Source organism: Brevibacillus nigriterrae (assembly GCF_049846925.1).
Taxonomy (GTDB): domain Bacteria; phylum Bacillota; class Bacilli; order Brevibacillales; family Brevibacillaceae; genus Brevibacillus_H.
This window is the reverse complement of the sequence record NZ_JBNCMT010000001.1, coordinates 319095-331304: the sequence shown is the minus strand read 5'-3', so window position 1 is coordinate 331304 and position 12210 is coordinate 319095. Positions and strand designations below refer to the sequence as shown.

The 12210-nt window shown below is 42.8% G+C and carries 14 protein-coding genes; 10 read left to right on the top strand and 4 right to left on the bottom strand.

The features are described 5' to 3' along the window. Window positions 1–230: 230 nt before the first annotated feature. From ACPW7N_RS01720 to ACPW7N_RS01710, 3 genes are all read right to left on the bottom strand, one after another. Entirely contained in the window at window positions 231–767 is a 537-nt protein-coding gene (locus ACPW7N_RS01720; protein WP_425649258.1) for a hypothetical protein, read from the bottom strand. Between the two features lie 218 nt (window positions 768–985). Further along, the gene (locus ACPW7N_RS01715; protein WP_425649257.1) at window positions 986–1735 is read right to left on the bottom strand and encodes a Crp/Fnr family transcriptional regulator; all 750 of its coding nucleotides are present in this window, start codon (window positions 1733–1735) and stop codon (window positions 986–988) included. Window positions 1736–1806: 71 nt separating this feature from the next. Beyond that, the gene (locus ACPW7N_RS01710; protein ID WP_425649256.1) at window positions 1807–2337 is read right to left on the bottom strand and encodes a DUF2249 domain-containing protein; all 531 of its coding nucleotides are present in this window, start codon (window positions 2335–2337) and stop codon (window positions 1807–1809) included. Between the two features lie 160 nt (window positions 2338–2497). Here ACPW7N_RS01710 and ACPW7N_RS01705 point away from each other — a divergent pair, with 160 nt between their 5' ends. Continuing rightward, a complete protein-coding gene (locus ACPW7N_RS01705) occupies window positions 2498–2734 on the top strand; it encodes a DUF2249 domain-containing protein (RefSeq protein ID WP_425649255.1) in 237 nt (78 codons plus the stop codon). A gap of 134 nt (window positions 2735–2868) precedes the next feature. Here ACPW7N_RS01705 and ACPW7N_RS01700 read toward each other — a convergent pair whose 3' ends face one another. Further along, window positions 2869–3549 carry a Crp/Fnr family transcriptional regulator gene (locus tag ACPW7N_RS01700; protein WP_425649254.1) on the bottom strand — a complete coding sequence of 227 codons (681 nt, stop codon included), beginning with the start codon at window positions 3547–3549 and terminating at the stop codon, window positions 2869–2871. Window positions 3550–3783: 234 nt separating this feature from the next. On the opposite strand from ACPW7N_RS01700, the gene ACPW7N_RS01695 reads away from it, so the two are divergent. The 9 genes from ACPW7N_RS01695 (at window position 3784) to ACPW7N_RS01655 (ending at window position 12083) form a co-directional block, all read left to right on the top strand. Continuing rightward, window positions 3784–4200: a hypothetical protein gene (locus ACPW7N_RS01695; protein ID WP_425649253.1), complete on the top strand. Its 417-nt coding sequence runs from the start codon at window positions 3784–3786 to the stop codon at window positions 4198–4200. Between the two features lie 12 nt (window positions 4201–4212). Then, the gene (locus tag ACPW7N_RS01690) at window positions 4213–4404 is read left to right on the top strand and encodes a DUF542 domain-containing protein (protein ID WP_425649252.1); all 192 of its coding nucleotides are present in this window, start codon (window positions 4213–4215) and stop codon (window positions 4402–4404) included. 49 nt (window positions 4405–4453) lie between these two features. Then, window positions 4454–5125 carry a molybdenum cofactor guanylyltransferase gene (gene mobA, locus ACPW7N_RS01685; protein ID WP_425649251.1) on the top strand — a complete coding sequence of 224 codons (672 nt, stop codon included), beginning with the start codon at window positions 4454–4456 and terminating at the stop codon, window positions 5123–5125. After that, on the top strand, window positions 5061–6320 hold the full coding sequence (locus tag ACPW7N_RS01680) for a molybdopterin molybdotransferase MoeA (protein WP_425649250.1): 1260 nt from the start codon (window positions 5061–5063) through the stop codon (window positions 6318–6320). The genes mobA and ACPW7N_RS01680 overlap by 65 nt, the downstream gene beginning before the upstream one ends. A 12-nt stretch (window positions 6321–6332) precedes the next feature. Next, window positions 6333–6833 carry a molybdopterin-guanine dinucleotide biosynthesis protein B gene (mobB, locus tag ACPW7N_RS01675; protein WP_425649249.1) on the top strand — a complete coding sequence of 167 codons (501 nt, stop codon included), beginning with the start codon at window positions 6333–6335 and terminating at the stop codon, window positions 6831–6833. A gap of 123 nt (window positions 6834–6956) precedes the next feature. Next, complete coding sequence (locus tag ACPW7N_RS01670) at window positions 6957–7388, top strand: universal stress protein (RefSeq protein ID WP_425649248.1); 432 nt, start codon at window positions 6957–6959, stop codon at window positions 7386–7388. 67 nt (window positions 7389–7455) lie between these two features. Further along, a complete protein-coding gene (locus ACPW7N_RS01665; protein WP_425649247.1) occupies window positions 7456–9066 on the top strand; it encodes an MBL fold metallo-hydrolase RNA specificity domain-containing protein in 1611 nt (536 codons plus the stop codon). A gap of 452 nt (window positions 9067–9518) precedes the next feature. Further along, the gene (locus tag ACPW7N_RS01660; protein WP_425649246.1) at window positions 9519–10841 is read left to right on the top strand and encodes a NarK family nitrate/nitrite MFS transporter; all 1323 of its coding nucleotides are present in this window, start codon (window positions 9519–9521) and stop codon (window positions 10839–10841) included. 27 nt (window positions 10842–10868) lie between these two features. Next, window positions 10869–12083, top strand: a complete 1215-nt coding sequence (locus ACPW7N_RS01655; protein WP_425649245.1) for a nitrate/nitrite transporter — start codon at window positions 10869–10871, stop codon at window positions 12081–12083. Window positions 12084–12210: the final 127 nt, after the last annotated feature.

Here is a 12210-nt window from a genome sequence, read left to right as displayed (position 1 = left end):
GAACGAGTCGAAATGACTACATCTTCTGTTGGGCCATAGTAGGGTTGCGTCCTTCTAACCGTAACACTTCCATTGCCGGCTGCCATAAGTATCCCCGGGTATACCGCAACCTCGGTTGAAACCTGAACCTGCCTGGATACTCTTGCTGCTAACGCTTGATTGAAGTTCAAATAGATCACTCCTCGTTGATTTTTTTAATGAGTGGAATGTATCTCATATTGAAACTTTCCTTATTGGGAAGATGCGATCGAGATAGCACTACTAAATGGGATCAAAACTTCAGATGTAGGTGACTCTTGAATTCGTAGAAAATCAGTTCCAATCTCAACAAGTATTCCAGTAATGGTTCCTCCGGTTGTAGTCAGAACAACAATCTGCTGTAAAAATTCCCGAGCAATCTCACCAAAATTGCTATTTGGAGAAAGGGCGGTTTGCAGGAATTGGGCAAATCTTGCTGAGTATAGTTCGTTTTCCAGTTGTGTTTGTACAATACCAGGCACTGTTGCGTTCAATTCTTCTTGGATGATATTGCGCAGCCATGGCTCTAGCTGTGTAGTGATTTGAGAGCTAAATTGGGAAAATTCATTTTGAATAGTCTGTCTTACAGCATTGATGAGTTGTTCTGCGTAAACAGAACCGCTTGCTTGTATTTGATTTGCAACAGCCCGTCTCAATACCCGCACCAAGCGGAGTGTATTGATCCGATTCCGATTTGGGGTTCTCCTAGAAACCCTAACACGGGTGTTACCTCTAAATTTCACTCTCATTAACAACCATCCTTTCGATGTTATGTGAATAAGAACTGGACATTATTAATAGTATTGTTGGTTGGGAACTTTTGTAATGGACAGTTATGTATATTGCAATATGTGTTTGAGCCTAAATTTACGATTCAGGAACTGAGAAATGAAAAACGGACGGTGCAGAAGACACCGTCCGTAAAATTGTTTTTTTATATATAACAAATAATAATATCAACAACTAACTACATGCGACAAATTTCACGAGGACATTCCTGACAATGGCAAATCGTTTGAAGGTACCCAAGATTGCGAATCGTAATATAACCGTTATCAAAGCTAATAATATCTTTGCTTCTCCACTTGTTTAACATGCGATTTACACTTTCACGGGCAGTACCAATAATGTTAGCAAGTTCTGTATTGGATAGTTTATGTGAAATGCGGATTCCGCCCTCAACTGGTTTCCCATACGAATTAGACATCCGAATCAGGGTAGATGCCAATGCACCCGGTTTCCCGTATAACAACAAGTCACGTAGTTTGGTTTGTGTCATGGAGTGCATGATTCCCATCCACTTCACAAAATGGATGGCAAGATCGCCCGATTGCATAAGCAGTCGTTCAATATCTTGTTGCTCCAGTACACCGACAATGCTGTCTTCAGAAACCTTAGCATTATACTTATAACGGCTTCCATCCCGAATTTTCGGCTCACCAAACAGGTCGCCGGTTTGGAATAATCCTAATGTAAACTCTTTTCCGTCGTTGGTCGATTTAAAGGATTTTGCGTGACCTTGTTGGATAAAATAGAGCTTGCCAGTAGGATCTCCTTCCCAAACCAAATAAGATCCTGCCGTTACTTTGTGGAATGTCATGGAACTTTTAAGCAAATTGATGTTGTCATTGGAGAATATACCAATATTCCCAAAGTAATACGGGCAGTTTGTCGAAATACAGCTTAATTCATGTGCACTTAAACTGACAGTTGCCATCTTTTTAGTCCCCCTTATCGATGGATAGAGACAGGGCAATGTCAGTTGAACAATTGCCCTTTTTTGTTCGCTTATTTTTTGATCGTCAACCTAGCAGCATCGTTTTCCAGGTTCTCCACTTCGTATGAATAACCAAGTTGATTTAATTCCTCCAGTAAAAAAACAGGAACTCTGTCATTCGTGATGATCAATGTGTCGCCAGGAGCCATTTTATCCAACTGTGCTAACGTGCGAATCATCGGTTGAGGCGGCTCTAATCCACGATTGTCGAGGGTGTATACTTTTCCTTCTGATACTGGTGAAGAGGCTTCTGTTTCTTCTGGTGCTGGAGCAGGAATACTTACTTCATCTAATATATCAGAATTGCTTTTGTGTACGAAAGTTACAATCCAGTGTTCATCATCAACTTGTTCAACCTTGTTTACAAAACCTTTAACTTTCATCACGCTTAAGAGCGGCGTTGGCTTGAAGGTCGCATGTAAGACAAATACATCGTCTTTTTGTAATTTTTTAACCGCTTCCATAATAATTTCAAATGGCTCGAGTTTCTTTTTGAGATGTGGACGAACGTCTAATTCAACATAATTTAAGTTTGCGCTCATTCTCTAACTCTCCTTTTCCCCTACTTACATTGATTACAGTTTAACTTTTTAGAGATTTTTATTTTGTGATGCCTATCACAATTATTGTTAAGAAAAATGGCTAAGATGATAATGTGTCAAGAAAAAAACTTGCGGTTATCGTCATTAGGGAGGAATACACATGTCAAGAGAATTTAAAGCAACAGTTGATGCACGTGAATACGCACCAAGAGATAAACACCGTGTGATTTTCGAGACTTTCGATCAGTTGCAACCAGGTGAGAGCATGCTGTTGAAAAACGACCATGATCCTAAACCGCTTCAATATCAATTTACCATGGAGCGTCCAGGCATTTTTGGTTGGGAGTACCTCGAAGAAGGTCCTGAAGTTTGGCAAGTTGAAATTAAAAGAACGTAAGATTACCAACCCGACTGAAGCTAACGCTGGCGGTCGACTAAACGCAACTTCCGTGTTGCATCGTCGACACTCGCACGTCCTGAGCATCGTCGTTAGGGGCCCAATAAAGATTACCCAAAAAGGAACGCCTCAAATTATATGAGGCGTTCTAATGCATCTATATCAAGTATGGTAATTTTTTTGCGATTCATTCCAATAATTTCTTCCTTTTTGAGCTGGTTGAATACACGGTTTACTGTCTCCCGTGTAGTACCAACCATATTGGCAAACTCCTGGTGGGTTAACGGCAAGTCAATCTGAATGTGTCCTTTTTCAGGTGAACCATGTTCCTTCGCTAAGCGCAAGAGGAAAGAAACGACACGATGGTTGACATCGTGTGCCACAAATTCTTGCAGCTTGGATTGCAACTCCCGAATTTTATCTCCCATAACCCTCATCACTTTAACGGCGATTGTAGGCGTTTCCAACATCAATTGTTCAAATGACTTAAGTGGAATCACGATTAACTCAGCAGGCTCCACAACCTCTGCTGTTGCAGGATACGGAGTTTGGTCAAAAAATCCAGTATGGGGGAACATATCTCCTTTTTTTTGAAACGAAACAATTTGTTCATTGCCGTTCATGTCAATCTTGTATATTTTTATAATTCCACGACAAACAAAGAAGACAGCGTGCCGTGCTTCCCCTTGCATAAAAACATTCGCTTTGCGTTGGTAGGAATGTTTGATGGTGATCGTTGAGAGTTTTTCAAATTCATGTTCATCCAACTCACGAAAAGTGGGGATGTTACGAAGAATAGGAATAAGTGGACTCATAATTCATCACTCTTTTCTAAAAACTTACAGCAAAGATAACCTACTTGCATTTTGTAAGTAATAAGTTTCCAATGTTAATAATATCACTATAAGTCTATCGTATTTGTGAGACAAATCACAACAACCAGCACTAAAGTTACCTAAAATAAAATCGATATTTGTGAATATCCATTTTCGAACATGATGAAGTGTACTGGCAGGTTATTCGAGTTTCTCGGTCTGGAGGAGAAATAGTTGAAAGGTTACGTACAAGCTTTTATTATTCTCAGCATCACCTATCTGGTTATTGGGACAGGACTTGGCGTTCTCTTTTTTGTCAATCCTGAACTTCAAGCGTTTCGTCTAGTTCATATGCACCTCAATCTGCTTGGCTTTTTAACCATGATGGTGTTTGGTGTTTTATATCATGTGTTGCCTCGTTTTATCGGTCATCCACTGCATAGTGAAAAATGGGCGTGGATACATTTGTACGCAGGAAATGCTGCTTTTGTAGTTCTGGTTTTATCCATGGCCGCATCGATCGGAAACTGGTTTTCTGGCGCCTGGGTCGTTGCAGGGTGGGCTGGATTTATTGAATGGTGCACGATTCTATTATTTGCTTCCAATATCTTTATTACGATTCGCAATGCAAGAATAAAAAGTGTAAAATAGGAGGAAATACAGATGATTACTTTGCAAACTACGGTGAATCAACTGATTGACATGGATGCTCGTTGGATGAATGCATTAAATGAATGGAATGTTGATACGTGCTGCGGTGGGAATCATTCACTAGAACTGGCGGCTAAAGAAGCAGGTATCGAACCGGAAGAACTGATGCGCAGAATTTCTGAGACCAAAGAAAAGTGGGCGTAAACAGTCAAACTTCGAATGAAATCAAACGATAGAGGGGAACGCTGCGAATATGACTGGATTGTCCGGGTGCGGTGTTATTCTCGCAGGTGGAAAAAGTAGCAGGATGGGTACTGCCAAAGAGTTACTCGATTGGCAGGGAGAGCCCCTCCTGCTTCATCTCGTTCACAGGGTGTTAGCTAATAAACTTCCTTGCCTTGTCATCTCCAACACTCCCGAGCAACTGCCTCTGGAGGCTTTGCGTCGTCTGCACGTACAGGTGACGAGCGATATCTCTCCATCCCACGGCCCCATCTCGGGAATACATACAGCACTTACCCTACGAAATGAAGACGTTTTTCTTTTTCTTTCCTGCGATTTGCCTTTTGTCCAAGCAGATGATATTGCACAACTGATGAAACACGTTGACCAACTGGAGACATTTGACGCCATTGTCCCAAGGACCAATGAGCGAATCCATCCACTGTTTGCACTCTATCATCGCCGCACCAAACGTATTTGGGAAGAAGCACTCCAGACGAACAACCTTAAAGTAATGAAAGTGTTGGATCAATTGCATGTTCATTACTTGTCATCAGGAGAGTTGAGTGAATGGTCTACGTTTAACATGAATACTCCAGAGCAGTACCAGATTGCTTGTGAGAAAGGAAGAGAGATTGATGCGTTTTCAAAGAGAGACAGTAACAGTGGACGAAGCAATCCAAAAAATACTGGGACAAGCTGAACTTCTTTCAATAGAAGAAATACACTTGAAGGAGTCTTTTGGCCGAGTGCTGGCAGAACCAGTTTACGCAACGACCAATTTGCCCCCATTTGATAAATCCCCACTGGATGGTTTTGCCGTCCGATCAGTAGACACGAAATCTGCCACACCGTCAAACCCGATTCCATTGCGAGTGATTGAGACGATCGCTGCAGGAGATGTACCAGAGAGGACACTCTCTGTCGGAGAAGCCAGCCGAATCATGACAGGTGCAATGATTCCTCCGGGTGCAGATGCGGTGATCATGTTTGAACAAACCGTAAATCCGGGTCAAATCTCAGATACGGTTGAAATCAAGAAAGAACTCGTGCCGGGTGAGAATATTTCCCGGAGTGGAGAAGAAGTGCAACAAGGGACACTGGTTATCCCACAAGGAGAGTTGATTGATGCAGGCATCATCGCGACGCTGGCGACTTTTGGCTATACCAAAGTAAAAGTTAGGGTAAAACCGAAAGTGGGAATTCTATCAACAGGCAATGAACTAGTTGACGTTGACAAGCCAATGGTTCCAGGAAAAATTCGCAACAGTAATACGCCTATGATCATTGCCATGATTACAGAAGCGGGCGGAATACCAGTAGAATATGAAAAGCTGCCAGACAACGAAGAGTTGGCTAAAGAAGCAGTGCAGAGAATTATTGAGGATGTTGACATTCTGGTAACGACCGGCGGAGTTTCTGTTGGTGATTTTGATATTATGGCTTCGATCGTAGGTCATTCTGATGTGGAGCTTCTTTTTAATCGAGTTGCTATTCGTCCGGGAAGTCCCACAACAGCAGCAAAATTCCGGGGAAAAATGATTTGTGCTCTTTCCGGAAATCCCGGTGCCTGCTATGCAGGATTTGAATTGTTTGTGCGCACGTTAATCCATAAAATGCTTGGGCGGCCAACCACGGGTGTCACGAAAGTTGAGGCAATTCTTACGGAAGATTATGACAAGCCGTGTCCATATCCTAGATACTTGCGGGGGAAACTGGCGATCAAGGATACTGTACTGTATGCCGAGCCAGATTTGAACGACAAATCGGGTAACTTGACAACCCTGTATCTAACCGAGTGTTTCATTATTATTCCTGCTGGAGGGCGAGGCAAGAGAGCAGGGGAGCGAGTGTGGGTAATCCCGACGAGAATGCCAAGCTGGCAAAAAGGGGAGTAAGGTGATCAAGTGATGCCTTTTATCATGCAAATCAGCGGATACTCCAATTCAGGAAAGACAACATTGCTTACACATATCATTCGCAGACTGTCGAGTGAAGGATTGCGTGTGGCTGTCATTAAACATGATGGTGGGCATGATTTTGAACTGGATCAAACAGGGAAAGATACATGGCAATTTAAAGAAGCGGGCGCACCACTTGTAGCGATTCAATCTAAAACAAAAACAGCATGGCTTGATTACTCGCCTGTTGAGTTGCCGGAATTAATCAATCGTATTTCAACAGGAATCCCCGATATCATTCTCATTGAGGGGTTTAAATATGCTGATTATCCAAAAATCGTGCTGATTCGCCGGGAAGAAGATAAGGAATTGTTGCACAAGTTAACACAAATTATTGCCATCGCAAGCTGGTTGCCGATGAAAGCCGATTCACTCCCTGTTTACTCCATTCATGATCAAGAAAAGATATGTGAACTGATTCTTGACCGCTATCGTTTGTCCTTTTTATGAACATCCGAAGGTTTTGAGTATGGAAGCGAATATCGATGTGATGTATTTCACAAGCAAATTGACAAAAGGTGATAGAATAAAAGTGAATCATGTGAATCATTCAATAACTAAGGAGGAAATCACATGTTTAAGAAGATATTGCTCGCTGTGGACGGTTCTGCTGCTTCTCAAAAAGCTGTAGAGTGGGCACGAAAAACGTATGAAGAGCTTCCTCATTCACAAATTTCCATTTTATACGTTCACCTTCCAGCGATTCCGGTTGGGCCCGCAGGCGGTGTATACATTCCGATCACTTATGAACAAGCTAATCCAATTACGCCCGAAGAAACACCAGCTTATGATGCGTGGAATCAATTCCCGGACAAACAAAGGGTTACATATGATGTAGAAGAAGGCAACCCTGCCGAACTTATTTGCAGGAGAGCAAGAGAAGAGCAATGTGACGTGATCGTACTTGGAGCAGAAGGTCATGGACTCGTATCATCCGTACTATTAGGCAGTGTCAGCGCAAAAGTACTTCATCAAGCATCCGTTTCCGTATTGATTATCCGGTAGTATGTGAAATTTGGAGGCGGTTCCCTTCTGGGGACTGCCTTTTATATTATAGAGGGGATGAGGTTGAATGAAGGTAACCTTTGTAGGTGGAGCCAGGACAGTTACAGGATCTTGTTATCTGTTGGAAACAGGGACAGAAAAAATTCTGGTTGATTGCGGCATGTTCCAAGGCTCCAAAGAGTTGGAAAATTTAAATAATATTGCATGGAAGTTTTCCCCTACCGAAATTGCCTACGTAGTTCTGACACATGCTCATATCGATCATTCGGGACTCTTGCCAAAGCTGAAACGTGAGGGGTTCAGAGGAAAAGTCATTTGTACCAAATCCACCTATGATCTGTGTTCGATCATGCTGAAGGACAGTGGACATATTCACGAAATGGAAGCAGAGTGGAAAAATCGAAAGAGATCCAGGCAGAGAAAAGGGAAAGTAGAGCCATTGTATACCCAAGAGGATGCCATGCGTGTAATGGATCATTTCATTTCTGTCTCATACGGTAAACGCATTGAACTGACACCTTCAGTTACCATTCGAATGAAGGATGCAGGACATATTCTTGGCTCATCCATCGTTGAAATGTGGATTCGAGAAGGGGAAAATGAAACCAAGCTTGTATTTTCAGGTGATATTGGCTCCAGCGGGCAAGCCATTGTAAAAGACCCGGAACTTATCTCAGAAGCCGATTGTCTGTTTGTCGAATCGACTTACGGGAATCGATTTCATCCTCCGATCTCGGAAAAAAGCACTCAGTTGCTTGAAATCATTGATGCTGCCAAAAAAGACAATGGATTAGTGATCATTCCTGCTTTTGCGGTGGGACGGACACAGGAGCTGTTGTTTCAGCTACATAAACTTGCCAAAGAGGGACACTTGCAAAACATTCCTGTTTATGTTGACAGCCCGTTAGCCATTTCAGCGACAGAGATTTTTCAGGCCAACCCGGATTATTACGATGAAGAAACAACAGCTTTATTTGAAAAAGGAGATAATCCGCTCTCCTTTCCAGGTTTGCGCTTTGTCCGTACCGCAGAAGAATCTCAGGGACTTAACTTGCAAAAGGGGACTGCCATTATTATCGCCGCTAGTGGGATGGCGGATGCAGGCAGAATTCTTCACCATCTAAAACATCAGCTTTGGAAAGATAGTAATCACGTGGTCTTTGTAGGATATCAAGCAGAAGGAAGCTTGGGTCGCAAATTACAGTCCGGAGCTAAAAGAGTGAAAGTTCTAGGTGTAACAATCAAGGTAGGTGCCAAAATTCACGATCTTTCTTCTTTCTCCGCGCACGCTGACCAGAATCAATTGCTTGCCTGGCTAAAAGGATTTGAGCGAAAGCCGAAGCAAACTTTTATCGTTCATGGTGAGCAACAAGCATCAACCGTCTTTGCCAGTTTGATTGAACAGGAGCTGCAATGGTCATGTTATGTACCGAAACGTGGTGAGACGGTAGAAATCGTCACCAATCATCCCATTTCGATCTCAACGGAGTCTCCTGAGCAGCAACTTGATCTCTCGGAAGCAGAGTTACAGGCGTATTTACAAGCAATTGAGCGCAATATCGAAGGTTTAAGCCTCGCCTTGCGTAAATATCATTTGCGTGCAGATCAATCAATAACCCTTTCAGATAAATTGATCAAGTTCAGTGAGAAATTGGATGAATTGGATGAGACAATTTAGAAAGCGCTGTCAAACTTTAGACACATTTGAAGATGTATATATGTGATGCCTTTCACTAACGAAGATACTTATTTTCTGCTAAAGTTTGGGCGATGATAATCTTGTCCGTTCTGCCAAAGGCAATCCTTCAATCCAGTGGAATACCTTTTCAAAGAGGCTGGAAATCCTTTTGTGAAGCCATTTTGCCAGGTGCATTTGCTCTTGTACACAGTGGCGATCCTTTCGTCAAGGCTTACAAATAGTCGTTAAAAAAGTTGTCACAATCCTCTCTAAAAAGACAGAGAGGGTTCTTTTTTTGGTGAAAATTTGTAGGGATTAGTGGAATCACAATCGGGGAGATTACATGAAAAGAATCAGGGAGTTCCCCGAATTACTTTTCACAACAATAGTCTTAGAATGAAGGCATGAACTAAATACCCCCATTCATTATCCGGGTATGAGGAGGAGCTTATATGCAAGACGTGTCTAACAAGAGTCTGCAAACCCGTCGTTGGGATCCAGAAGATCCAACATTCTGGGAAGCAGAGGGTAAGAAAGTTGCGAATCGGAATCTCTGGATTTCCATCCCTGCTTTACTACTTGCTTTCGTAGTTTGGCAAATTTGGTCTGTAGTAGCCGTTAACCTCAATTCAGTCGGCTTCAAATTCTCTACAGACGAATTATTTACACTCGCTGCACTTCCAGGTTTAACTGGTGCGACACTGCGGATTTTCTACTCTTTCGTAGTTCCGATCTTCGGTGGACGTAACTGGACAGTTATTAGTACAGCGTCACTCTTGATCCCTGCAATTGGTATCGGGATGGCCGTTCAAGATCCAACTACTTCATTTATGGAAATGGCAATTCTCGCAGCATTCTGTGGATTTGGTGCTGGTAACTTCTCATCTTCCATGTCTAACATCAGTTTCTTCTTCCCTAAAAAGATGAAAGGAACAGCGCTTGGTCTTAACGCAGGTCTTGGTAACCTTGGTGTTAGTGCGATCCAGTTCGTAGGACCATTGGTAATTACAGCAGGTATCTTCGGAGCACTTGGTGGAGACCCGCAAACAATGGTAAAAGGCGATGTATCCAAATCAGTCTTCTTGCAAAATGCGGCTTATGTATGGGTAATTCCAATTGTATTGACTACAATTGCAGCAATGTTTGGAATGAATAATCTTCCAGGAATCAAATCTTCTGTTGCTGAGCAGTTGGTTGTAATGAAACGCAAACACATGTGGATCATGACTTGGTTGTACACCATGTGCTTCGGTTCCTTCATTGGTTACTCTGCAGCATTTCCATTGTTGATCAAATCTCAGTTCCCAGATGTAAACCCGCTTCAATACGCATTCTTAGGTCCATTGGTTGGCGCCTTGATTCGTCCAGTTGGTGGTTGGTTATCTGACAAGGTTGGCGGAGCTCGCGTAACGTTCTGGGATATCATCGTGATGATTGCTGCAACACTTGGAGTAATTTTCTTCTTGGGTACAAAGAACTTCGGCGGATTCTTCGTAATGTTTATGATCCTGTTCGTAACTACTGGTATCGCAAACGGTTCTACATTCCGTATGATTCCTGTAATCTTCGAACAAAAAGAAGCAGCAACTGTACTTGGTTTGACAGCAGCATTCGCAGCATACGGTGCATTCTTCATTCCTAAGTCTTTCGGTATGTCAATCGCAGCAACTGGTTCACCTAACACAGCATTGTTCGCTTTCATTGCTTACTATGCAATCTCTCTAGTAATTACTTGGTACTACTATTCCCGTAAAAACGCAGAAATTAAATGTTAGCCAATATTGGCAAATGAGGTGTGAAACATGGCTGATAAGAAAAGTTTCTTGAAGTCAGGACACTTACCAACGCTACTATCTTCGTTTCTCTACTTTGACATCAGTTTCATGATTTGGGTTATGCTTGGAGCCACATCGACATTCATTGTGTCGGACTTCAATCTAACTCCGGCTGAAAAGGGTTTGATGGTTGGTATTCCGGTTCTGGGTGGCGCATTGTTACGTATTCCTATGGGGCTGTTAGCTGACAAATATGGTGGTAAAAAAATGGGTATGATCGGGATGATCATTACCATGATTCCGCTAATTTGGGCATGGCAGTTTGGTCAGTCAATGAATGAGGTGCATGCATTCGGTTTCTTGCTTGGTGTAGCAGGTGCAAGCTTCGCGGTTGCACTCCCACTGGCAAGTCGATGGTATCCACCTGAGCATCAGGGACTTGCAATGGGTATAGCAGGAGCAGGAAACAGCGGTACCGTATTTGCGACGTTGTTTGCTCCGCGCCTTGCCGAAAGCTTTGGATGGCATGGAGTATTCGGGCTCGCACTGATTCCGCTCGCCGTAGCATTCGTCGTATTCGTGATTTTCGCCAAAGATTGTCCAAATGCTCCGAAACCACAAACTGTAGGGCAGTACATGTCGATTATCAAGTACAAAGAAACATGGTTGTTCAGTTTCTTCTACAGCTTATCTTTCGGTGGTTTCGTAGGATTAACCAACTACCTTGGTCTGTTCTTCGTTGATCAGTACGGTGTAAGTAAAGTAACTGCCGGTGATTTCGTTACACTTTGTGTATTTGCAGGAAGCTTCGTTCGTCCAGTCGGTGGATGGTTGGCTGACAAAATGGGCGGTGGCGCTACCATGCTTGTGAAATTATTCGCAGCTGTTACATTGGTACTCTTCTTTGTAGGTATGTTGCCGCCAGTATATGTGACATTGGGACTCTTGTTCGTAACGCTGCTATTATTCGGTTTGGCTAACGGCGCTTTGTTCCAAGTAATTCCAACACGTTTCCCGAAAGAAGTAGGGATTATGACTGGATTTGTAGGTGCAGCTGGTGGTATCGGTGGTTTCTTCGTACCTAACATTCTTGGTACATTGAAGAGTGTTACGGATAGCTACTCTTACGGATTCTGGTGGTTCGCAGCAACTACACTTGTAGCCATGTTCATCTTCATGGTATTGAAAAAAGCGTGGGCTAAGGAATCTCTTAATTCAAAAACTGCTCTTAACAAAGGCTAATATCACACCTTTTGATCTCCCCTGGTTCCGTTTGAATCAGGGGTTTTTTTCAAATGAATCGGGAGGATTCGCGCCTGTAAATAGGCTATCTTGTCGATTTTTCAAAATCTCAGGGAATTTCCCCTTC

Coding starts and splice junctions, on each gene's coding strand:
- ACPW7N_RS01655 (WP_425649245.1), top strand. CDS start 10,869: ATGGCTGATAAGAAAAGTTTCTTGAAGTCAGGACACTTACCAACGCTA.
- ACPW7N_RS01670 (WP_425649248.1), top strand. CDS start 6,957: ATGTTTAAGAAGATATTGCTCGCTGTGGACGGTTCTGCTGCTTCTCAA.
- ACPW7N_RS01700 (WP_425649254.1), bottom strand. CDS start 3,549: ATGAGTCCACTTATTCCTATTCTTCGTAACATCCCCACTTTTCGTGAG.
- ACPW7N_RS01720 (WP_425649258.1), bottom strand. CDS start 767: ATGAGAGTGAAATTTAGAGGTAACACCCGTGTTAGGGTTTCTAGGAGA.
- ACPW7N_RS01680 (WP_425649250.1), top strand. CDS start 5,061: ATGCGTTTTCAAAGAGAGACAGTAACAGTGGACGAAGCAATCCAAAAA.
- ACPW7N_RS01660 (WP_425649246.1), top strand. CDS start 9,519: ATGCAAGACGTGTCTAACAAGAGTCTGCAAACCCGTCGTTGGGATCCA.
- ACPW7N_RS01665 (WP_425649247.1), top strand. CDS start 7,456: ATGAAGGTAACCTTTGTAGGTGGAGCCAGGACAGTTACAGGATCTTGT.
- ACPW7N_RS01715 (WP_425649257.1), bottom strand. CDS start 1,735: ATGGCAACTGTCAGTTTAAGTGCACATGAATTAAGCTGTATTTCGACA.
- ACPW7N_RS01705 (WP_425649255.1), top strand. CDS start 2,498: ATGTCAAGAGAATTTAAAGCAACAGTTGATGCACGTGAATACGCACCA.
- mobA (WP_425649251.1), top strand. CDS start 4,454: ATGACTGGATTGTCCGGGTGCGGTGTTATTCTCGCAGGTGGAAAAAGT.
- ACPW7N_RS01710 (WP_425649256.1), bottom strand. CDS start 2,337: ATGAGCGCAAACTTAAATTATGTTGAATTAGACGTTCGTCCACATCTC.
- ACPW7N_RS01690 (WP_425649252.1), top strand. CDS start 4,213: ATGATTACTTTGCAAACTACGGTGAATCAACTGATTGACATGGATGCT.
- mobB (WP_425649249.1), top strand. CDS start 6,333: ATGCCTTTTATCATGCAAATCAGCGGATACTCCAATTCAGGAAAGACA.